This is a genomic window from Methylobacterium sp. D53M (assembly GCF_053345625.1).
Genome location: NZ_JBKFAL010000001.1, coordinates 623,669 through 639,148, shown reverse-complemented (window position 1 = coordinate 639,148; position 15,480 = coordinate 623,669). Strand labels below are relative to the sequence as shown.

The 15,480-nt window shown below is 69.7% G+C and carries 18 protein-coding genes; 14 read left to right on the top strand and 4 right to left on the bottom strand.

Annotation, left to right across the window (positions count from 1 at the left end):
• The first annotated feature begins 11 nt into the window (after positions 1-11).
• The 14 genes from fhcD to folK all read left to right on the top strand — a co-directional run bounded on the left by fhcD (position 12) and on the right by folK (position 10,993).
• Positions 12-959, top strand: a complete 948-nt coding sequence (gene fhcD, locus ACLBYG_RS03020; protein WP_020091835.1) for a formylmethanofuran--tetrahydromethanopterin N-formyltransferase — start codon at positions 12-14, stop codon at positions 957-959.
• A 3-nt stretch (positions 960-962) separates the two neighbouring features.
• A complete protein-coding gene (locus ACLBYG_RS03015; protein WP_056521171.1) occupies positions 963-1,757 on the top strand; it encodes a formylmethanofuran dehydrogenase subunit C in 795 nt (264 codons plus the stop codon).
• An 84-nt stretch (positions 1,758-1,841) separates the two neighbouring features.
• Positions 1,842-2,048 carry a hypothetical protein gene (locus tag ACLBYG_RS03010; protein ID WP_020091833.1) on the top strand — a complete coding sequence of 69 codons (207 nt, stop codon included), beginning with the start codon at positions 1,842-1,844 and terminating at the stop codon, positions 2,046-2,048.
• 78 nt (positions 2,049-2,126) lie between these two features.
• Positions 2,127-3,785, top strand: a complete 1,659-nt coding sequence (locus tag ACLBYG_RS03005; RefSeq protein WP_447680552.1) for an ATP-binding protein — start codon at positions 2,127-2,129, stop codon at positions 3,783-3,785.
• Positions 3,782-4,486: a response regulator transcription factor gene (locus ACLBYG_RS03000; protein WP_020091831.1), complete on the top strand. Its 705-nt coding sequence runs from the start codon at positions 3,782-3,784 to the stop codon at positions 4,484-4,486. Before ACLBYG_RS03005 ends, ACLBYG_RS03000 begins: the two co-directional genes overlap by 4 nt.
• 224 nt (positions 4,487-4,710) lie before the next feature.
• On the top strand, positions 4,711-4,800 hold the full coding sequence (gene pqqA / locus ACLBYG_RS02995) for a pyrroloquinoline quinone precursor peptide PqqA (protein WP_012317526.1): 90 nt from the start codon (positions 4,711-4,713) through the stop codon (positions 4,798-4,800).
• A 33-nt stretch (positions 4,801-4,833) separates the two neighbouring features.
• Positions 4,834-5,733 carry a pyrroloquinoline quinone biosynthesis protein PqqB gene (gene pqqB / locus ACLBYG_RS02990; RefSeq protein WP_447680551.1) on the top strand — a complete coding sequence of 300 codons (900 nt, stop codon included), beginning with the start codon at positions 4,834-4,836 and terminating at the stop codon, positions 5,731-5,733.
• Positions 5,734-5,919: 186 nt separating this feature from the next.
• Entirely contained in the window at positions 5,920-7,005 is a 1,086-nt protein-coding gene (gene pqqC / locus ACLBYG_RS02985; RefSeq protein ID WP_020091829.1) for a pyrroloquinoline-quinone synthase PqqC, read from the top strand.
• Positions 7,002-8,147 (top strand): pyrroloquinoline quinone biosynthesis protein PqqE, encoded by a 1,146-nt coding sequence (gene pqqE / locus ACLBYG_RS02980; RefSeq protein ID WP_447680550.1) that lies wholly within the window; start codon positions 7,002-7,004, stop codon positions 8,145-8,147. The genes pqqC and pqqE overlap by 4 nt, the downstream gene beginning before the upstream one ends.
• Positions 8,144-8,869, top strand: a complete 726-nt coding sequence (locus tag ACLBYG_RS02975) for a hypothetical protein (RefSeq protein ID WP_447680549.1) — start codon at positions 8,144-8,146, stop codon at positions 8,867-8,869. Before pqqE ends, ACLBYG_RS02975 begins: the two co-directional genes overlap by 4 nt.
• Positions 8,850-9,212 (top strand): hypothetical protein, encoded by a 363-nt coding sequence (locus tag ACLBYG_RS02970; protein ID WP_091678351.1) that lies wholly within the window; start codon positions 8,850-8,852, stop codon positions 9,210-9,212. Before ACLBYG_RS02975 ends, ACLBYG_RS02970 begins: the two co-directional genes overlap by 20 nt.
• Positions 9,213-9,309: 97 nt before the next feature.
• A complete protein-coding gene (folP, locus tag ACLBYG_RS02965) occupies positions 9,310-10,146 on the top strand; it encodes a dihydropteroate synthase (RefSeq protein WP_331297458.1) in 837 nt (278 codons plus the stop codon).
• Between the two features lie 2 nt (positions 10,147-10,148).
• Complete coding sequence (folB, locus tag ACLBYG_RS02960) at positions 10,149-10,526, top strand: dihydroneopterin aldolase (protein WP_020091824.1); 378 nt, start codon at positions 10,149-10,151, stop codon at positions 10,524-10,526.
• Positions 10,523-10,993, top strand: coding sequence for a 2-amino-4-hydroxy-6-hydroxymethyldihydropteridine diphosphokinase (gene folK / locus ACLBYG_RS02955; RefSeq protein ID WP_132366958.1), 471 nt, complete (start codon positions 10,523-10,525; stop codon positions 10,991-10,993). The genes folB and folK overlap by 4 nt, the downstream gene beginning before the upstream one ends.
• A 27-nt stretch (positions 10,994-11,020) precedes the next feature.
• Here folK and xoxJ read toward each other — a convergent pair whose 3' ends face one another.
• The 4 genes from xoxJ to ACLBYG_RS02935 all read right to left on the bottom strand — a co-directional run bounded on the left by xoxJ (position 11,021) and on the right by ACLBYG_RS02935 (position 15,407).
• Positions 11,021-11,866, bottom strand: a complete 846-nt coding sequence (xoxJ, locus tag ACLBYG_RS02950) for a rare earth element methanol dehydrogenase accessory protein XoxJ (RefSeq protein ID WP_244526844.1) — start codon at positions 11,864-11,866, stop codon at positions 11,021-11,023.
• Complete coding sequence (locus tag ACLBYG_RS02945; protein WP_020091821.1) at positions 11,866-12,477, bottom strand: c-type cytochrome, methanol metabolism-related; 612 nt, start codon at positions 12,475-12,477, stop codon at positions 11,866-11,868. Before ACLBYG_RS02945 ends, xoxJ begins: the two co-directional genes overlap by 1 nt.
• A 133-nt stretch (positions 12,478-12,610) precedes the next feature.
• On the bottom strand, positions 12,611-14,416 hold the full coding sequence (xoxF1, locus tag ACLBYG_RS02940) for a lanthanide-dependent methanol dehydrogenase XoxF1 (protein ID WP_026604740.1): 1,806 nt from the start codon (positions 14,414-14,416) through the stop codon (positions 12,611-12,613).
• Positions 14,417-15,119: 703 nt separating this feature from the next.
• A complete protein-coding gene (locus tag ACLBYG_RS02935) occupies positions 15,120-15,407 on the bottom strand; it encodes a hypothetical protein (RefSeq protein WP_447680548.1) in 288 nt (95 codons plus the stop codon).
• Between the last annotated feature and the right edge of the window lie 73 nt (positions 15,408-15,480).

Genomic DNA, 15,480 nt, shown 5'->3' with positions numbered 1-15,480 from the left:
CGGGAAGTACGATGTCTGACCTCACCCTCAACGGCATCCCGGTCGTCGACACCTTCGCGGAGGCGTTCGACGTGGCCGGCACGGCCATCATCGTCACGAACGACACCGCCAAGTGGGCGATGATCGCCGCGACCACGATGACCGGCTTCGCCACCTCGGTGATCGGCTGCGGCGCCGAGGCCGGCATCGACGCCGAGCTGTCGCCCGAGGAGACGCCGGACGGGCGGCCGGGCGTGCGCATCCTGCTGTTCGGCTTCGAGCCGAACGGCCTCAAGGACCAGCTGATCAAGCGCGTCGGGCAGTGCATCCTCACCTGCCCGGGCACCGCCTGCTACGCGGGCGTCGACGGGCCGACCAAGATCAAGCTCGGCGGCGCGATCCGGTACTTCGGCGACGGGTTCGCGGTGGCCAAGCGCCTGCCCGACGCCACCGGCAAGGCCCGGCGCTACTGGCGCATCCCGGTGATGGACGGCGAGTTCCTCTGCGAGGATTCGGTCCGAGCCGTCGACGGCGCAGTCGGCGGCGGCAACCTGCTGTTCCTCGGGCGGAACCACGCCGAGACGCTCAAGGTCGCCGAGATCGCCGTCGAGGCCGCCAAGGCGGTCCCGGGCGCGATCCTGCCGTTCCCGGGCGGCATCGTCCGCTCCGGCTCCAAGGTCGGCGGCCGGACCAAGGGCATGATGGCCTCGACGAACGACGCCTACTGTCCGACCCTGAAGGGCCGCGCCGGCTCGGCGCTCCCGGCCGAGTGCGGCGTGGTGCTGGAGATCGTGATCGACGCCCTCACCTCGCAGGGCGTGTCCGACTCGATGCGCGCCGGCCTGCACGCCGCCACCGAGATCGGCGGCAAGCACGGCCTGATCGCCGTCACGGCCGGCAATTACGGCGGCAATCTCGGCCGCCACCACTACCACCTGCGCGACCTGATCGCGCGCGACAGCGCCAAGCCGGAGGGCTGAGCCGTGAGCACCCTCACCCTGCGCGCGGCCCCGCCCGAGCGCCTGGACCTCCTGAACGTCAACCCGCGGGCGCTCAGCCGCCTGTCCCAGGGCGAGGCCGAGCGCCTCGAGATCGGGACGACCCGGACCGGCGTGCGCCTCGGCGACTGCTTCGCGGTCGCGCTTGACGGCTCCGACACCCTGACCATCGAGGGCGGCCACGAGCGCCTCGACCGGGTCGGGGCGTCGCTGTCCGAAGGTACGATCCGGGTGACCGGCGATGTCGGCCAGCGCCTCGGCGCCGGCATGGCGGGCGGCAGCCTGACCGTCACCGGCCATGCCGGACCCTACGCGGCCTCCGGTGCCACCGGCGGTACGATCACCGTCGAGGGCGATGCCGGGGACTATGCCGGTGGCGCGGTCTACGCCGCGAAGGCCGGCCTCGACGGCGCGACGCTGATCATCCGCGGCAGCGCCGGCGCCCATCTCGGCGACCGGATGCGGCGCGGGACGATCGTGGCCGGGCGCGCGGGCGCCTTCGCGGGCTCGCGCATGATCGCCGGCACCCTGGCGGCGCTCGCGGTGGGCGATCATCCCGGCTTCGGCATGCGCCGCGGGACGCTCCTCGTCGGCAGCCACGGCCGGATGTCGCCGACCTTCGTGGAGACCGGGACGCACGACCTCGTGTTCCTGCGGCTGCTGGCCAAGGCCCTGCGCGGCCTGAGCGCCGAGCACGCCGACCTCCTCGGCAAGCCGCTGCGCCGCTATTCCGGCGACCTCGCGACGATCGCCAAGGGCGAGATCTGGGTCGCGGCCTGACGCCGCCTGGGCAAGGGGCGTGGACGCGTCCTATGCTCCCCGCCAAGCCGGCCCGCACGAGGCCGGCAGCCCGGGGAGGCGTCCATGCTGCTTCTGCTGTCGATCTGTCTCGTCGCCCAGCCCTCGACCTGCCGCGAGGACCGGATCGAGATGTCCTTCGAGAGATCGAGCCCCTTCGTGTGCCTGCGCAACTCGCAGAGCGCGCTCGCGACCTGGCAGGCGGCGCATCCGGAATGGCACGTGGAGCGCTGGCGCTGCGCCGCGAAGGGCAGCCTGCCGAAGGACCTGTGACGGGTCCTTGGTTCGGCGCTCCGGCGGTGCCATGCTCGGGCCCGCCTGCACGGCGGGATTGAGGGCGGGACGGGGACGATGCGCTCGCTGAAGGTCCGCTTCGCGCTGCTGCTCGGCGGCACCGCCATCGTGGTGGTGCTGGCCGCCGCGGCCGCGTTGGCGGCCATCGGGGCGGCGGAGCGCACCGTCGACCGGACCCTCGAGGCCCAGCGGCGCCTGGAGCTGCTGGCCGAGCTGTCCGGCCGCCTCACGCAGTTCGGTCTCGCGGCGGTGGAGACCGTCGGCAATCCCGATGGCCAGCCCGAGGCGATGGCGATCGCCCGCGACAATGCCGACCGCGCCCTGACCACCGTGGACGAGGCGCTCGCCAAGAGCTTTCCGCCGAGCGACGACCCGGCCGACCGGATGCAGTACGCCGCCCGCACCCGCCCCATGGCGCAGCTGCGCGCGGCGCGCGCCGTGCTGGACCGGCAGGTGTCGCTGATCAGCCGCCAGACCGAGCCGGAGCGGCGTCAGGACGCGATCAAGGGCGCGCTCAACGGTTTCGGTGCCATGACCGGCCAGCCGCTCTCCTTCCTGATCGAGGCCGAGCGGCGCAGCATGGCGCTCGGCTCCGAGGAGGCCCGGGCGCTCTCGGAGCGCCTGCGGGTGGCGGCCGCCGCTGCGGTGGCCGCGGCCCTCGTGCTGCTGGCGATCCTCTACCGCGGCGTCACCCGGCCGACCCTGGCCCGCATCGAGGAGGTCCGCCGCGCCGCGAGCGCCATCGGCCACGGCGCCCTGGACACGCGCCTCTCCGTCGCCACGCGGGACGAGCTCGGCCTGCTCATGACCAACGTCAACCGCATGGCCGCCCGCCTCGCCCGGCGGGAATCGCGGGTCGCGGCCGACCGGGCGGCGCTGGAGGACACCGTGGCGGCCCGCACCGCCGATCTGCGCGCCGCCAACGCCCGGCTCGAGGCCGTCGATCAGTCCCGCCGCCGCTTCTTCGCCGATGTCAGCCACGAGCTGCGCACGCCGCTGACGGTGATCCTGGGCGAGTGCGACCTCGCCCTGCGCGGCGCGTCCCGGGGCGCCGATCCGGGACCGGTCTTCGCGACGATCAAGAAGCGGGCGCAGCGCCTCAAGCTGCGCGTCGAGGACCTGCTGCGCGTCGCGCGCTCGGAATCCGGCGAGATCGCGTTCGACAAGCGCCGCCTGGGGCTGGCCCAGGTCCTGGCGGAGGCCGTGGACAACATGAGCTCCGAGGCGGCGCGCCGCCGCGTCGGTCTCACCCTCGATCCCGGCACCCGGGACGTCGAGTGCCTCGCCGACCGCGAGTGGATGCGCCAGACCGTCGAGAGCCTCGTCGACAACGCGCTCCGCCACGCCGCCGGCCTCACCCGGGTCGAGGTCGCCCTGTCGGCAGGGCCCGGGCCGGTCGGACGGATCACCATCACGGATGACGGACCGGGCTTCGGCGCGTCGGAGGACGCGCTGTTCGAGCGCTTCAAGCGCGGCTCGGGCGCCGGACCGGACGAGACCGGGTTCGGCATCGGGCTCGCGCTCGCGCGGTGGATCGTGGAGCAGCACGGCGGCACGATCCGGCTCGGCCCCGGGCCGGACGGGCGCGGGGCCCGGGTCACCCTGGACATCCCGGCTTGCGATCCGGCATGGGAGACGGGCCCGGTCGACGGCGCTGCCGTTGGCGCCCAAGTGGGCGCTGAAGTGGGCGCGCAGGTGAAGGAGTCGGCCGCATGACGCGGATCCTGATCGTCGAGGACGATATCGACATCCGCGGCCTCCTCGCCCGGGGGCTCGAGGCCGAGGGTTTCGAGGTCGGGACGGCGGCCTGCGTCGACGAGGCCCTGAAGGCCGCCCACGACCCGGCCCCCGGCGCCGTGCTGCTCGACATCAACCTCCCGGACGGTTCGGGCCACGACGTCTGCCGGTCCCTGCGCGAGGGCGGCTTCCCGGGCGCGATCCTGTTCCTCTCGGCCCGCGACGAGATCCGCGACCGGGCCGAGGGCCTGGCGCTCGGCGCCGACGACTACATCATCAAGCCCTTCGAGTTCGACGAGCTGGTCGCGCGCCTGCGGACCCACCTGATGCGCCGGGAGCAGGCGGAGGCGCCGCGCTCGCGCATCACCGCCGGCAAGCTGATGCTCGACCTCGAGACCCGGCAGGCGAGCTGCGGCGAGGCGAGCGCCCGCCTCACGCCCCGCGAGGCCGACCTGCTGGCCATGCTGATGGAGAATATCGGCAAGCCGGTCTCGCGCGCCGACATCTTCGACCGGCTGTGGGCGAGCCAGGGCGGGCTCTCCCTCAACGTGGTCGATGTCTATATCGGCTACCTCCGCTCCAAGATGGCCGATTTCGTGCGCTACGGCGGGCCCGGCCTCGTCACCGTGCGGGGTAAAGGATTCATGCTGGAATTGCGCGGTCCCGACTTCCGCCAGTAGGCCCCTGTACTTTAGTCGCAGGCCCGCCCATTTCGTGATGGTTTCCGGACGCTTAGGAAGTCTCTCACGAAAAATTTGGGAGGATCCGGCAACTTAGTGCTTGAAGCCCGCGCGTGAATCGTCGATACCTCTCCGGCGCCGGAAATGAGAGCGCCATCAGTGTCTTAGGGTCCTCTTAGGAACCGCGTGACACTCGGTGTAGATGTTGCCTGAGGAGAAACACCATGAAGTGGGCTGCCCCGATCGTGTCCGAGATCTGCGTCGGCATGGAAGTGACGAGCTACGAGTCAGCCGAGATCGACACCTTCAACTGAGTTTCACGGGCCGGGGATCTCGGGAGCCGCACCATGCGCGTCGTGATCCTCGGTTCCGCGGCCGGCGGCGGCCTTCCCCAGTGGAATTGCCGCTGCCCCATCTGCACGCTGGCGCGGTCCGAGCCGGACCGGGTGCGGCCCCGGACCCAGTCGAGCATCGCGGTCTCCGCGGACGGGTCGGACTGGCTGCTGATCAACGCCTCGCCGGATATCCGGCAACAGCTCTTCGACAATGCACAGATGCATCCGCGCGAGGGTCTGCGCCACTCGCCGATCCGCGCCGTGCTCCTGACCAACGGCGACGTCGACCATGTCGCGGGTCTGCTGACCCTGCGCGAGGGTCAGCCCTACACGCTCTACGGCACGCGCGGGATCCTCGATTCGGTCAATGCCAACCGCGTCTTCGACGTGATGGCCGAGGGCGTGGTCGCCCGTCAGCCGATCGGCATGGACCAGCGCTTCGAGCCCCTCCCCGGCCTGTCGGTCACCCTCTTCCCGGTTCCCGGCAAGGTGCCGCTCTGGCTGGAGGACGAGACCATGCAGATCGGCGCCGAGACCGAGACCACGGTCGGCGCCCTGATCGAGGCCGGTGGCCGGCGCCTCGCCTACATTCCCGGATGTGCCCGGGTGACGGACGGTCTGCGCGCGCGGATCGCCGGCGTCGACGCGCTGCTGTTCGACGGGACCGTCCTGCACGACGACGACATGATCCGGGCCGGCGTCGGCACCAAGACCGGCTGGCGCATGGGTCACGTGCCGATGCGCGGCGAGAACGGCTCGATCGAGGCCCTGGCTTCGGTCGAGATCGGGCGCCGCGTCTTCGTGCACATCAACAACACGAACCCGGTCCTGGTCGAGGGCTCGCCGGAGCGGGCCGATGTCGAGGCGGCCGGCTGGACCGTGGCGCATGACGGGCTGGGTCTGACGCTCTAGGACGCCGCGCCGACGGCCTGCCGGATCCCCGCGCCGCGGCCTTATGCGCGACGGACGCTCGCCGGCGATGGTTGGGCGCCCGCGGGGACGGCACTATATCGTGGCTGAGCCCGGACAGTCGCCCCGCGCACGAGGGCGGGATCGGAACACAGGAAACGCGACCTGAGGACGGACGCCGGACACGCCATGAACGCCATTTTCCCGACCCCCGATGCCGCCGACAGCCAGCGTCTCCTGAGTCCCGAGGAACTGGAGGCGGCCCTGCGCGACATCGGCGCGCGCCGCTACCACAACCTGCACCCGTTCCATCGGCTGCTGCACGACGGCAAGCTGTCGAAGGACCAGGTCCGGGCCTGGGCGCTGAATCGCTACTACTACCAGGCGATGATTCCGGTGAAGGACGCCGCCGTGCTGGCGCGGATGACCGACGCGTCGCTGCGGCGGATCTGGCGCCAGCGGATCGTCGACCACGACGGCGACCACGAGGGTGACGGCGGCATCGAGCGCTGGCTCAAGCTGGCCGAGGGCGTCGGCTTCGACCGCGACTACGTGCTGTCGACCCGCGGCATCCTGTCGGCCACGAAGTTCTCGGTCGAGGCCTACGTCCACTTCGTTTCCGAGCGGACGCTCCTGGAGGCGATCGCCTCGTCGCTGACCGAGATGTTCTCGCCGACGATCATCTCCGAGCGCGTGGCCGGGATGCTGAAGAACTACGACTTCATCACCAAGGACACGCTGGCCTACTTCGACAAACGCCTGACCCAGGCGCCGCGGGACGCGGACTTCGCCCTGGACTACGTCAAGCAGCACGCCACGACGCCGGAGCTGCAGCGGCAGGCGATGGCGGCGCTGACGTTCAAGTGCACCGTGCTGTGGACGCAGCTCGACGCCCTGTACTTCGCCTACGTGGCCCCCGGCATGGTCCCGCCGGACGCGTGGCAGCCCGGCGAGGGTCTGGTGGCCGAGGCGTCTCAGGCCAAGCCGGGAGCGGCTGGCGGGAAGATGGCGGCCGGCGACCGACCGCGGCTGCCGCGCGGCGTCCGGCTGCGCAACGACGAGACCCGCGGCAAGTGGGTCCTGCTCGCCCCCGAGCGCACCTTCGACCTCGACGACAACGCCGTGGCGGTCCTGAAGCTCGTGGATGGCGCGCGGAGCGTCGCCGACATCGCGGACGAGCTGGGCAAGACCTACGCGGCCGATCCCCGCGCCATCGAGGCCGACATCCTGGTGATGCTCGACGGCCTCGCGGAGAAACGGGTTCTCGAGCGATGAACGCGCTGACGCCGAACCGCCCCGACGCGCCGGCCCCGGTCGGTCTGCTCGCCGAGCTGACCCATCGCTGCCCGCTGCGCTGCCCGTACTGCTCGAACCCGCTGGAGCTCGACCGGCGGTCGGGCGAGCTCGACACGCAGACGTGGCAGCGCGTGCTCGGGGAAGCGGCGGCGCTCGGCGTCCTGCACGTGCACCTGTCCGGCGGCGAGCCGACGGCGCGCAACGACATCGTCGAGATCACCAAGACCTGCGCCGATCTCGGCCTGTACTCCAACCTGATCACGTCCGGCGTCGGCGGGGCGCTGGGCAAGCTGCAGGCGCTCTACGACGTCGGGCTCGACCACGTGCAGCTGTCGGTGCAGGGCGTCGACGCGCAGAACGCCGAGAAGATCGGCGGCCTGAAGAACGCGCAGCCGCAGAAGTTCGAGTTCGCCGCCAAGGTGGTGGAGCTCGGCCTGCCCCTCACGCTGAATTCGGTGATCCACCGCGGCAACATCCACGAGGTGGCGGGCTTCATCGATCTCGCGGTGAAGATGGGCGCCAAGCGGCTCGAGGTGGCGCACACGCAGTATTACGGCTGGGCCTACGTCAATCGCGCCGCCCTGATGCCCGACAAGGCGCAGGTCGACGAGTCGATCCGGATGGTCGAGGCGGCCCGGGAGCGCCTGAAGGGCCAGCTCGTCATCGACCTCGTCGTGCCCGACTATTACGCGAAGTACCCGAAGGCCTGCGCGGGCGGCTGGGGCCGCAAGCTGATGAACGTGACGCCCCAGGGCAAGGTCCTGCCCTGCCACGCGGCCGAGACGATCCCGGGTCTGGAGTTCTGGAACGTCAACGACCGCTCGCTCGGGGAGATCTGGCGCGACTCGCCGGCCTTCACGGCCTATCGCGGCACCGACTGGATGAAGGAGCCCTGCCGCTCCTGCGACCGGCGCGAGAAGGACTGGGGCGGCTGCCGCTGCCAGGCGCTCGCGCTCGCCGGCGACGCGGCGGCCACGGACCCGGCCTGCTCGCTCTCGCCGCTCCACGCCAAGGTGCGGGCGCTCGCCACCGAGGAGGCGGCCGAGAACCCGCCCGACTACGTCTACCGGACGATCGGCAGCAACGTCCGGTCGCCGCTCAAGGAGGAAGTGAACTCGTGAGAAGTCTTGTCGTGAGGGGCCTCGCCGCGACGTCGGTCGCGCTGGCTCTGGCCGCGCTGCCGGCCCTCGCCGAGGACGCGCCGAAGCCCGCCACCGTCTCCCCGGCGAACGCCGCCGCCCCGCCCTCCGCGGCGGATCTGCTGTTCGACCAGCCGCACATGAAGAACACCGCGCCAGGCTCGACGCTGACCTACGATTACCTGCGCCGCTCGGGGATCTCCAAGGGGCCGTTCGGGGCGCCGCTCGAGGACACGATCCAGCTGAAGGTGACGCCCGGGAAGACCGCCGAGGGCCGCGACATCAGCGTCGTGATGTTCTCCGGGCTGAACCGGATGCCGGCCGGCCCGTTCGAGGACATGGCGGGCAACCCGGTCGTCTCGCTCTTCCTCGAGAACCATCTTCGGGCCGTCGCGAAGGTGCTGGAGGCGAACCCGCGCTACCTCAAGCTCGCGATCCGCAAGGGCCTGCGCGAGAAGGCGACGGTGACGCCGACCAAGGTGGATATCGGCGGCCGCGAGGTCGACGGCTGGCGCGTGGTCACGAAGCCGTTCGCAGGCGACGCGATGGCGCAGCGCATGCGCGGCATGGACGATATGACCTATACCTTCGTCACCGCGCCCTCGGTCCCGGGCGAGATCGTCTCGATCGAGGCGTCGTCGAAGAGCCCGGACGGCGGCGAGCTGCTTGAGGAGAAGCTGAGCTATGATCAGAAGGCTGGCTGAACGGGGCGCGCTGGCCGCCCTCGCCCTGACGCTGTCGGGCCTGGCCGGCTGGGCCGCCGAGGAGAACGACTACCCGACCGACGCGCGGGTCGACTACGTGTTCGGCTGCATGGCCGCCAACGGCCAGACCCGCGAGAGCCTGCAGAAATGCTCGTGCTCGCTTGACCAGCTCGCCGCGATCCTCCCCTACGACAAGTACGTTCAGGCGAGCACGGTGCTCTCGATGCGGCAGGGCATCGGCAACCGGGCGAACGAGTTCAAGTCGACCAAGATCTTCGACGACAAGGTCGCGGAGCTGCGCCGCGCCCAGGCCGAGGCCGAGATCCGCTGCTACCACGGCTGACGCGCAGGTCTGGGCCGCACGGTGAGGCCGGCGTTGCGCCGGCCTCCCGATTCGCGCACACCGGCTCCCGAACCGCGCTCGTGAACGGGACCCGCCTGTGACCCCCTCTTCCCGCCTGTCCGACCTGCTGCCGGCGCTCGGCGGCCGCACGCTGGTCATGGGCATCCTCAACGTCACGCCCGATTCCTTCTCCGACGGCGGGCTGTTCGCCGGGGAGGCCGAGGCCGTGGCCCAGGCCGAGCGGCTGGTCGCCGAGGGGGCGGCGATCCTCGACGTCGGCGGGGAATCGACGCGGCCCGGCCACGTTCCGGTCCCCGCCGAGGAGGAGCAGGCGCGCGTCGTGCCGGTTATCCGGGCCGTGGCGCCGCGGCTGCCGGTGCCGATCTCGATCGACACCTACAAGGCCTCGACGGCGCGCGCCGCGCTCGAGGCCGGCGCGCGGATCGTGAACGACGTCTGGGGCCTCCAGCGCGAGCCCGACATCGCCAACGTCGCGGCCGCCCACGGCGCGCCGGTCATCATCATGCACAACCGCGAGACTATCGAGCCGGAGCTCGACATCGTCGCCGACATGCTGGCCTTCTTCGAGCGGTCCCTCGCGATCGCCCACCGGGCGGGCCTCGCGGATTCCGAGATCGTGCTCGACCCGGGGGTCGGGTTCGGCAAGACCTGGAATCAGCATCTCGAGGCGCTGCGGCGGCTGCCCGAGATCCGCGCCCTCGGCTTTCCGGTCCTCGTCGGCGTCTCGCGCAAGTCGCTCCTCGGTCGCCTGCACGACCGCGAGACCCGTCCGGCGGACCGCCTGCACGGGTCCCTCGCCGCGCACGCCGTCGCGGCGACCCTCGGGGCCGACATCGTGCGCGTGCACGACGTGGCCGCGCATATCGACGCGATGCGCGTCGTCGACGCCGTGATGCGGCCGGAGGCGCGCTGAGCATGGCGGGCGACCTGATCCGCGTCACCCGGATCGCCGTGTTCGGCCGGCACGGCGTGCTGGCCGAGGAGGCGGTGCTCGGTCAGCGCTTCTACATCTCCCTGGAAGCGGAACTCGATCTCGGCCCGGCGGGCCGCTCCGACGACGTGGCCGGCACGGTGAGCTACGCGGATCTCACGGCGGTGGCGGTCGCGATCGCCACCGAGCGCCGGTTCAACCTGATCGAGGCCCTGGCCGAGACGGTGGCCGCGGAGATCCTCGCGCGCTTCGCGCAGGTCGACGCCATCACCGTTCAGGTCGACAAGCCGAGCGCGCCCGTCCCCGCCATTCTGGACAGCGTCGGCGTCGCGATCACGCGCCGCCGCGGAGCCGGTCGATGAGGGCGTACCTCGGAATCGGCAGCAATGTCGGCGACATGGCCGCGATGCTCGACCGCGCGGTCACCGGTCTCGCCGCGATCCCGGGCATCGACGTCGTGGCGCGCTCGGCCGACTACCGGACTCCGCCCTGGGGCAAGACCGATCAGCCGTGGTTCCTGAACGGGGCCGTGGCGGTCGAGACCGACCTCGATCCGCACGGGCTGCTCGACGCCTGCCTGCGGGTGGAGCACGACCTCGGCCGGATCCGCGAGGAGCGCTGGGGGCCCCGTGTGATCGACATCGACGTCCTGGCCTACGAGGGCGCCAGCATCGACGACGCGCGCCTCGTCCTGCCGCACCGCTACGTGCGCGAGCGGGCCTTCGTGCTCGTCCCGCTGGCGGAGATCGCGCCCGACCTCGTCATCGGCGGCGAGCGCGTGGTGGACGCCCTGGCGAAGCTCGACTCGACCGGTATCGCGCGCGCCTGATGGCGGCGCGCGCCGCGGCGCTGCGCGTCAGCGCTCGCCGGGGGCGACGAGCTTGTTCTCTTCCTCGTCGAGGAGCGGCACGTCGTAGTCGCGCAGGACCTTGTCGATGTCGGCCTTGCGCTTGCGCAGGATGGTGTTCAGCGAGCGCTTCCAGTCGTTCTCGCCGATCCGGACACCCATGGCGATCCGGTACGCCATCGGCGGACGCTCCGGCTCCTTCAGCAGCGGCACGACGCTCATGGGCGTGCCGGACTGCTTGGCGAGCCAGCCCGCCGCCGGGCCCCAGAGGACGGCCGCGTCGATCTCCTTCGCGGCCAGGGCCGCGACGATCTCGGCAGCGACCGTCTGGTGCTTGCGGGACGGGTCGAGCTGGTAGGGCGCGTAGGCCTTCATGGCCGAGACGAGGCCCAGTTCGCCCATCCGGTTGACCGGTGGCGTCCCGGCGATCACGCCGATGCTCTTGCCCTTCAGCCGCGGGTCGTCGAGGGCCGTCACACCGTCGAGTTCGCCCGCGCGGGTGACCAGCGTGTAGGCCGATCGATAATAGGGATTGGTGGTCTGGACGAGGTCGCTTCCGAAGGCCTGGCCCATGATGACGTCGCAGAGGCCGGTTCCGAGCGTGTTGCGCACGAAGCCCGGACCCTGCGTCAGCCAGTAGTAGCGGACCTTGATCTTCAGCTCGTCGGCGATGATCGCCGCGATCTTGTTCTCGAAGCCGTCCTCCTTGCGTTCGGAGAACGGCATGTTGCCCGGATCACCGCAGACGCGCAGCACGTCCGTGGTGACGGTATCCGGCAGATGCTGGGCGAGCGCGCCCTGCGCCCCGAAGACAGTCAGGGCGCAGAGAACGGCGATCCGGGCAGGAGACGACATCAGCCGCCCATGCATTCCTTCTCCGCCTTCTTGGCGGTCTCGGGCTTGCCCTCGTGCTCGGAGGGGCGGATACGCCCGATCGCGCCGGAGGCGCGCGCCTTGAGGTAGACGTAGAGGTCGTCCGAGTAGCACATGACGTTCTTGTTGTCGCCGAAGGCCGGCATGACCTTCTGCTCGGCGGCGTTCACTTCCTGCTTGCCGCCCGCCAGGATGCCGATGAACTCCTCGTAGGAGAGGTGCTTCAGCGAGTCCTTGAGGGCCGGCGCGTAGGTCGAGCCCATGCCGTCCGGGCCGTGGCAGACGTGGCACTCGGCGTGATAGCGGCGGTAGCCCGAGTAGGTGTACCAGTCGAGCATCTTGCCGTCCTGGGTCACGTGGAACGTCGGGTGGCCCTCGGCGTCGAAGTACTTGCCGTCGTCGACCTTCACGGCCGCGTCCTTCTTCAGGAGCTTGTCATCCTGCTCGGCGGTCTTGTCGTTCGCGTTCAGCGAATTCGCCAGCTTGGGGTCGGCGGGCTTGGCATCCTCAGCATGTACGGCAACCGTCGAGACGGTCGCTAGGGCGAGGGCGGCGATAACCGGCCGCGTTACGATCTTGCTGAGGTTGAGCAACGCATGTGTCTCCCTTGATCGAGGCTCTTGGTCTCCCTCCGAGACGCAGCCTCTTGCGAGAAAGTCTAATCACAAGGATGCCGGCGCGGGAACCCGCGCCGGCACCATTTTTCACTTCAAACCCTGCGGCCGATTAGTTCGGCAGGGCGAAGACCGTCAGCTGACCGCCGAGGTTGGTGTACTGCGACAGAGCCGCGTAGCCACCCACCGCGCCGAGGCCGGCGTTCGGGTCGGTCAGGCCGGCCGCGAGGCCGATGCCGGCCCAGCCGCCGACGCCCGAGAGGACGCCCACGTACTGCTTGCCCTTGTGCTGGTAGGTCATCACGTTGCCGATGATGCCCGACGGGGTCTTGAACTTGAACAGCTCCTTGCCGGTCTTGTCGTCGACCGCCTTCAGGTAGCCCTCAAGCGTGCCGTAGAACACGACGTCGCCAGCGGTGGCCAGAGCACCGGACCACACCGAGAACTGCTCGGGGTTCGTCCACTTGATCTTGCCGTTGACGCCGTCCCACGCGATGAAGTTGCCCATGCCGCCGTGCGAGTTCGGGGCCGGGTACATCGAGAGGGTCGCACCGACGTAGGGCTGGCCCGGGGTGTAGGTCACCCGGAACGGCTCGTAGTCCATGCAGACGTGGTTGGTGGGCACGTAGAACAGGTTGGTCTTCGGCGAGAAGGCCGCAGGCTGCTGATCCTTGGTGCCCAGCGCCGCCGGGCAGATGCCCTTGGAGTTGGTGTCCTCACCGTTCTGCTCGGTCGAGTACTTCGACACGACCAGCGGCCGGCCGTAGTTCTTCGAGCCCTTGTCCATGTCGACCTTGGTCGCCCAGTTGACGGCCGGGTCGAACTTCTCGGCGACGAGGAGGGTGCCGTCCGCGCGGTTCAGCGTGTAGCCGAAGCCGTTACGGTCGAAGTGGGTCAGGAGCGGCTGCTCCTTGCCGTCGATCTTCTGATCCGTGAGGATCATCTCGTTGATGCCGTCGTAGTCCCACTCGTCGTGGGGGGTCATCTGGTAGACCCACTTGGCCATGCCGGTGTCCGGGTTACGCGCCCAGATGGTCATGGACCACTTGTTGTCGCCCGGACGCTGCTTGGGGTTCCAGGTCGAGGGGTTGCCCGAGCCGTAATACATCAGGTCGAGCTTGGGGTCGTACGAGAACCAGCCCCAGGTGCAGCCGCCGCCGGTCTTCCACTGATCGCCTTCCCAGGTCTTCAGCGAGGAATCCTTGCCGATCGGCTTGCCGAGCGAGGTGGTCTTCTCCGGGTCGACGATCAGCTGATCGTCCGGGCCCTCGGAGTAGCCGCGCCACACCTTCTTGCCGGTCTTCAGGTCGTAGGCGGTGACGTGGCACTGCACGCCGAACTCGCCGCCCGAGATGCCGACGATGACCTTGTCCTTGACCGGCAGAACCGTCGCGGTGTTGGTCTCGCCCTTCTTCGGGTCGCCGTTCACGACCGACCAGTTGACCTTGCCGGTCTTGGCGTCGAGCGACACGAGGGTGGTGTCGGCCTGGTGCAGGAGGATGGCGCCGTCGGCGTAGGCCAGACCACGGTTGACCGTGTCACAGCACATGACCGGGATCACGGACGGATCCTGCTTCGGCTCGTACTTCCAGACGATCTTCGCGTCGTGGTCGAGGTCGAGGGCGTACACGATGTTCGGGAACGGCGTGTGCACGTACATCATGTTGCCGACGACGAGCGGCGAGCCCTCGTGGCCGCGCAGCACGCCGGTCGAGAACGTCCAGGCGACCTGCAGGTCCTTGACGTTCTTGGCGTTGATCTGGTCGAGCTTCGAGTAGCGCGTATTCGCGTAGTCTACCGTCTGAAGAACCTGTTCCGCCGGGTTGGCGATGCCCTTCATGACGCTTTCATTGGCCAGCGCCGGCGCGGCGACGGCCGCGACACCTGCGCCGAGCGCAAGGAGATGTACCGCTCTCATGGGTTCCTCCGACAAGTCTTGAGAGTTCTCACGGCGCGCGAAGAGAGTGGCGTCGCTCGGACTCCGACCTGACTGTTTGCGACAGGGATGGACGCCTCGGTAGCGGGCATAGTGGACTTCGAGGAGATCTACTGATCCCCTAGCCAGGAGCCGCCATCCCTGAGGCGTCTCCCTCGAAACCGAGGCTTGCCCGGACCTTAAGAGATTTTTGAGCGCCGTCAACTCGCTGTTCGAGGCCTGTGGGCACACGGTGAAAGCTTCTTTTCGGGTGACACAGGCACGACGGATGTCATGCGTTTGCGAAAAGAAATGTTGCGACGCACAAGAGATGGCGCCTGCTCTGGCCTCTGTCTCACGGGGTTGTGTCCGTTTCCCATGCAGACCTTGCAAACAGGCGAGCTTTGCTGCGCTTAAGCATGCGTCCTCCGCGCGGTGGGCGGGATTCAGGCGCGCCCGGGCGCGCGGCCGTTGCGGGTCCGCGGACTGCAGTGCAAGACGCTTCGGCGGCTATGAGTTGCCGAATTTTCCCGAAAGCCCGCTGTGCGCCCAGTCGCCGCATCCCGTTTTTCCGCGGATCCCCGCGTGATCGGTGGGGTTCGCGCGCGACAAATTGCCGAATCATCCCGATTTTGAGAATCGGAATGGGTCGCGCGCGCGGACCAGGAGGTCTCTTTCAGGATCTGCGGAACGGCTCTTGCCGGCGTCAGACCGCGCCGACCGGCCCGGTGCTCTCGAACTCGGCCGTGTCGCCGACCAAGTCGGTCACGGAGATGTTGAGGCGACGGCCGTTGGACAGGCGGAGCTGGGCATCCGGCTCGAGCCAGACCGGTCGCAGGCCCGCGTAGCTGCCGTGCAGATTGCCGTAGGCGACGACACCGCCTTCGCGCCGCTCGACCACAACCCGGTAGCGGACGCGGACGGCTTCGCACCCTTCGGCCGACACGAGACCGCGCCCGGTCAGCGTCTTGAGGATCTCGTTCGGCTCGAACATACGCGGGACGCAGGGGCGGGATTAAGCGGCAACCGAATTGCCATTTAATCCCGGACCCGCGGCGAGTCACGCC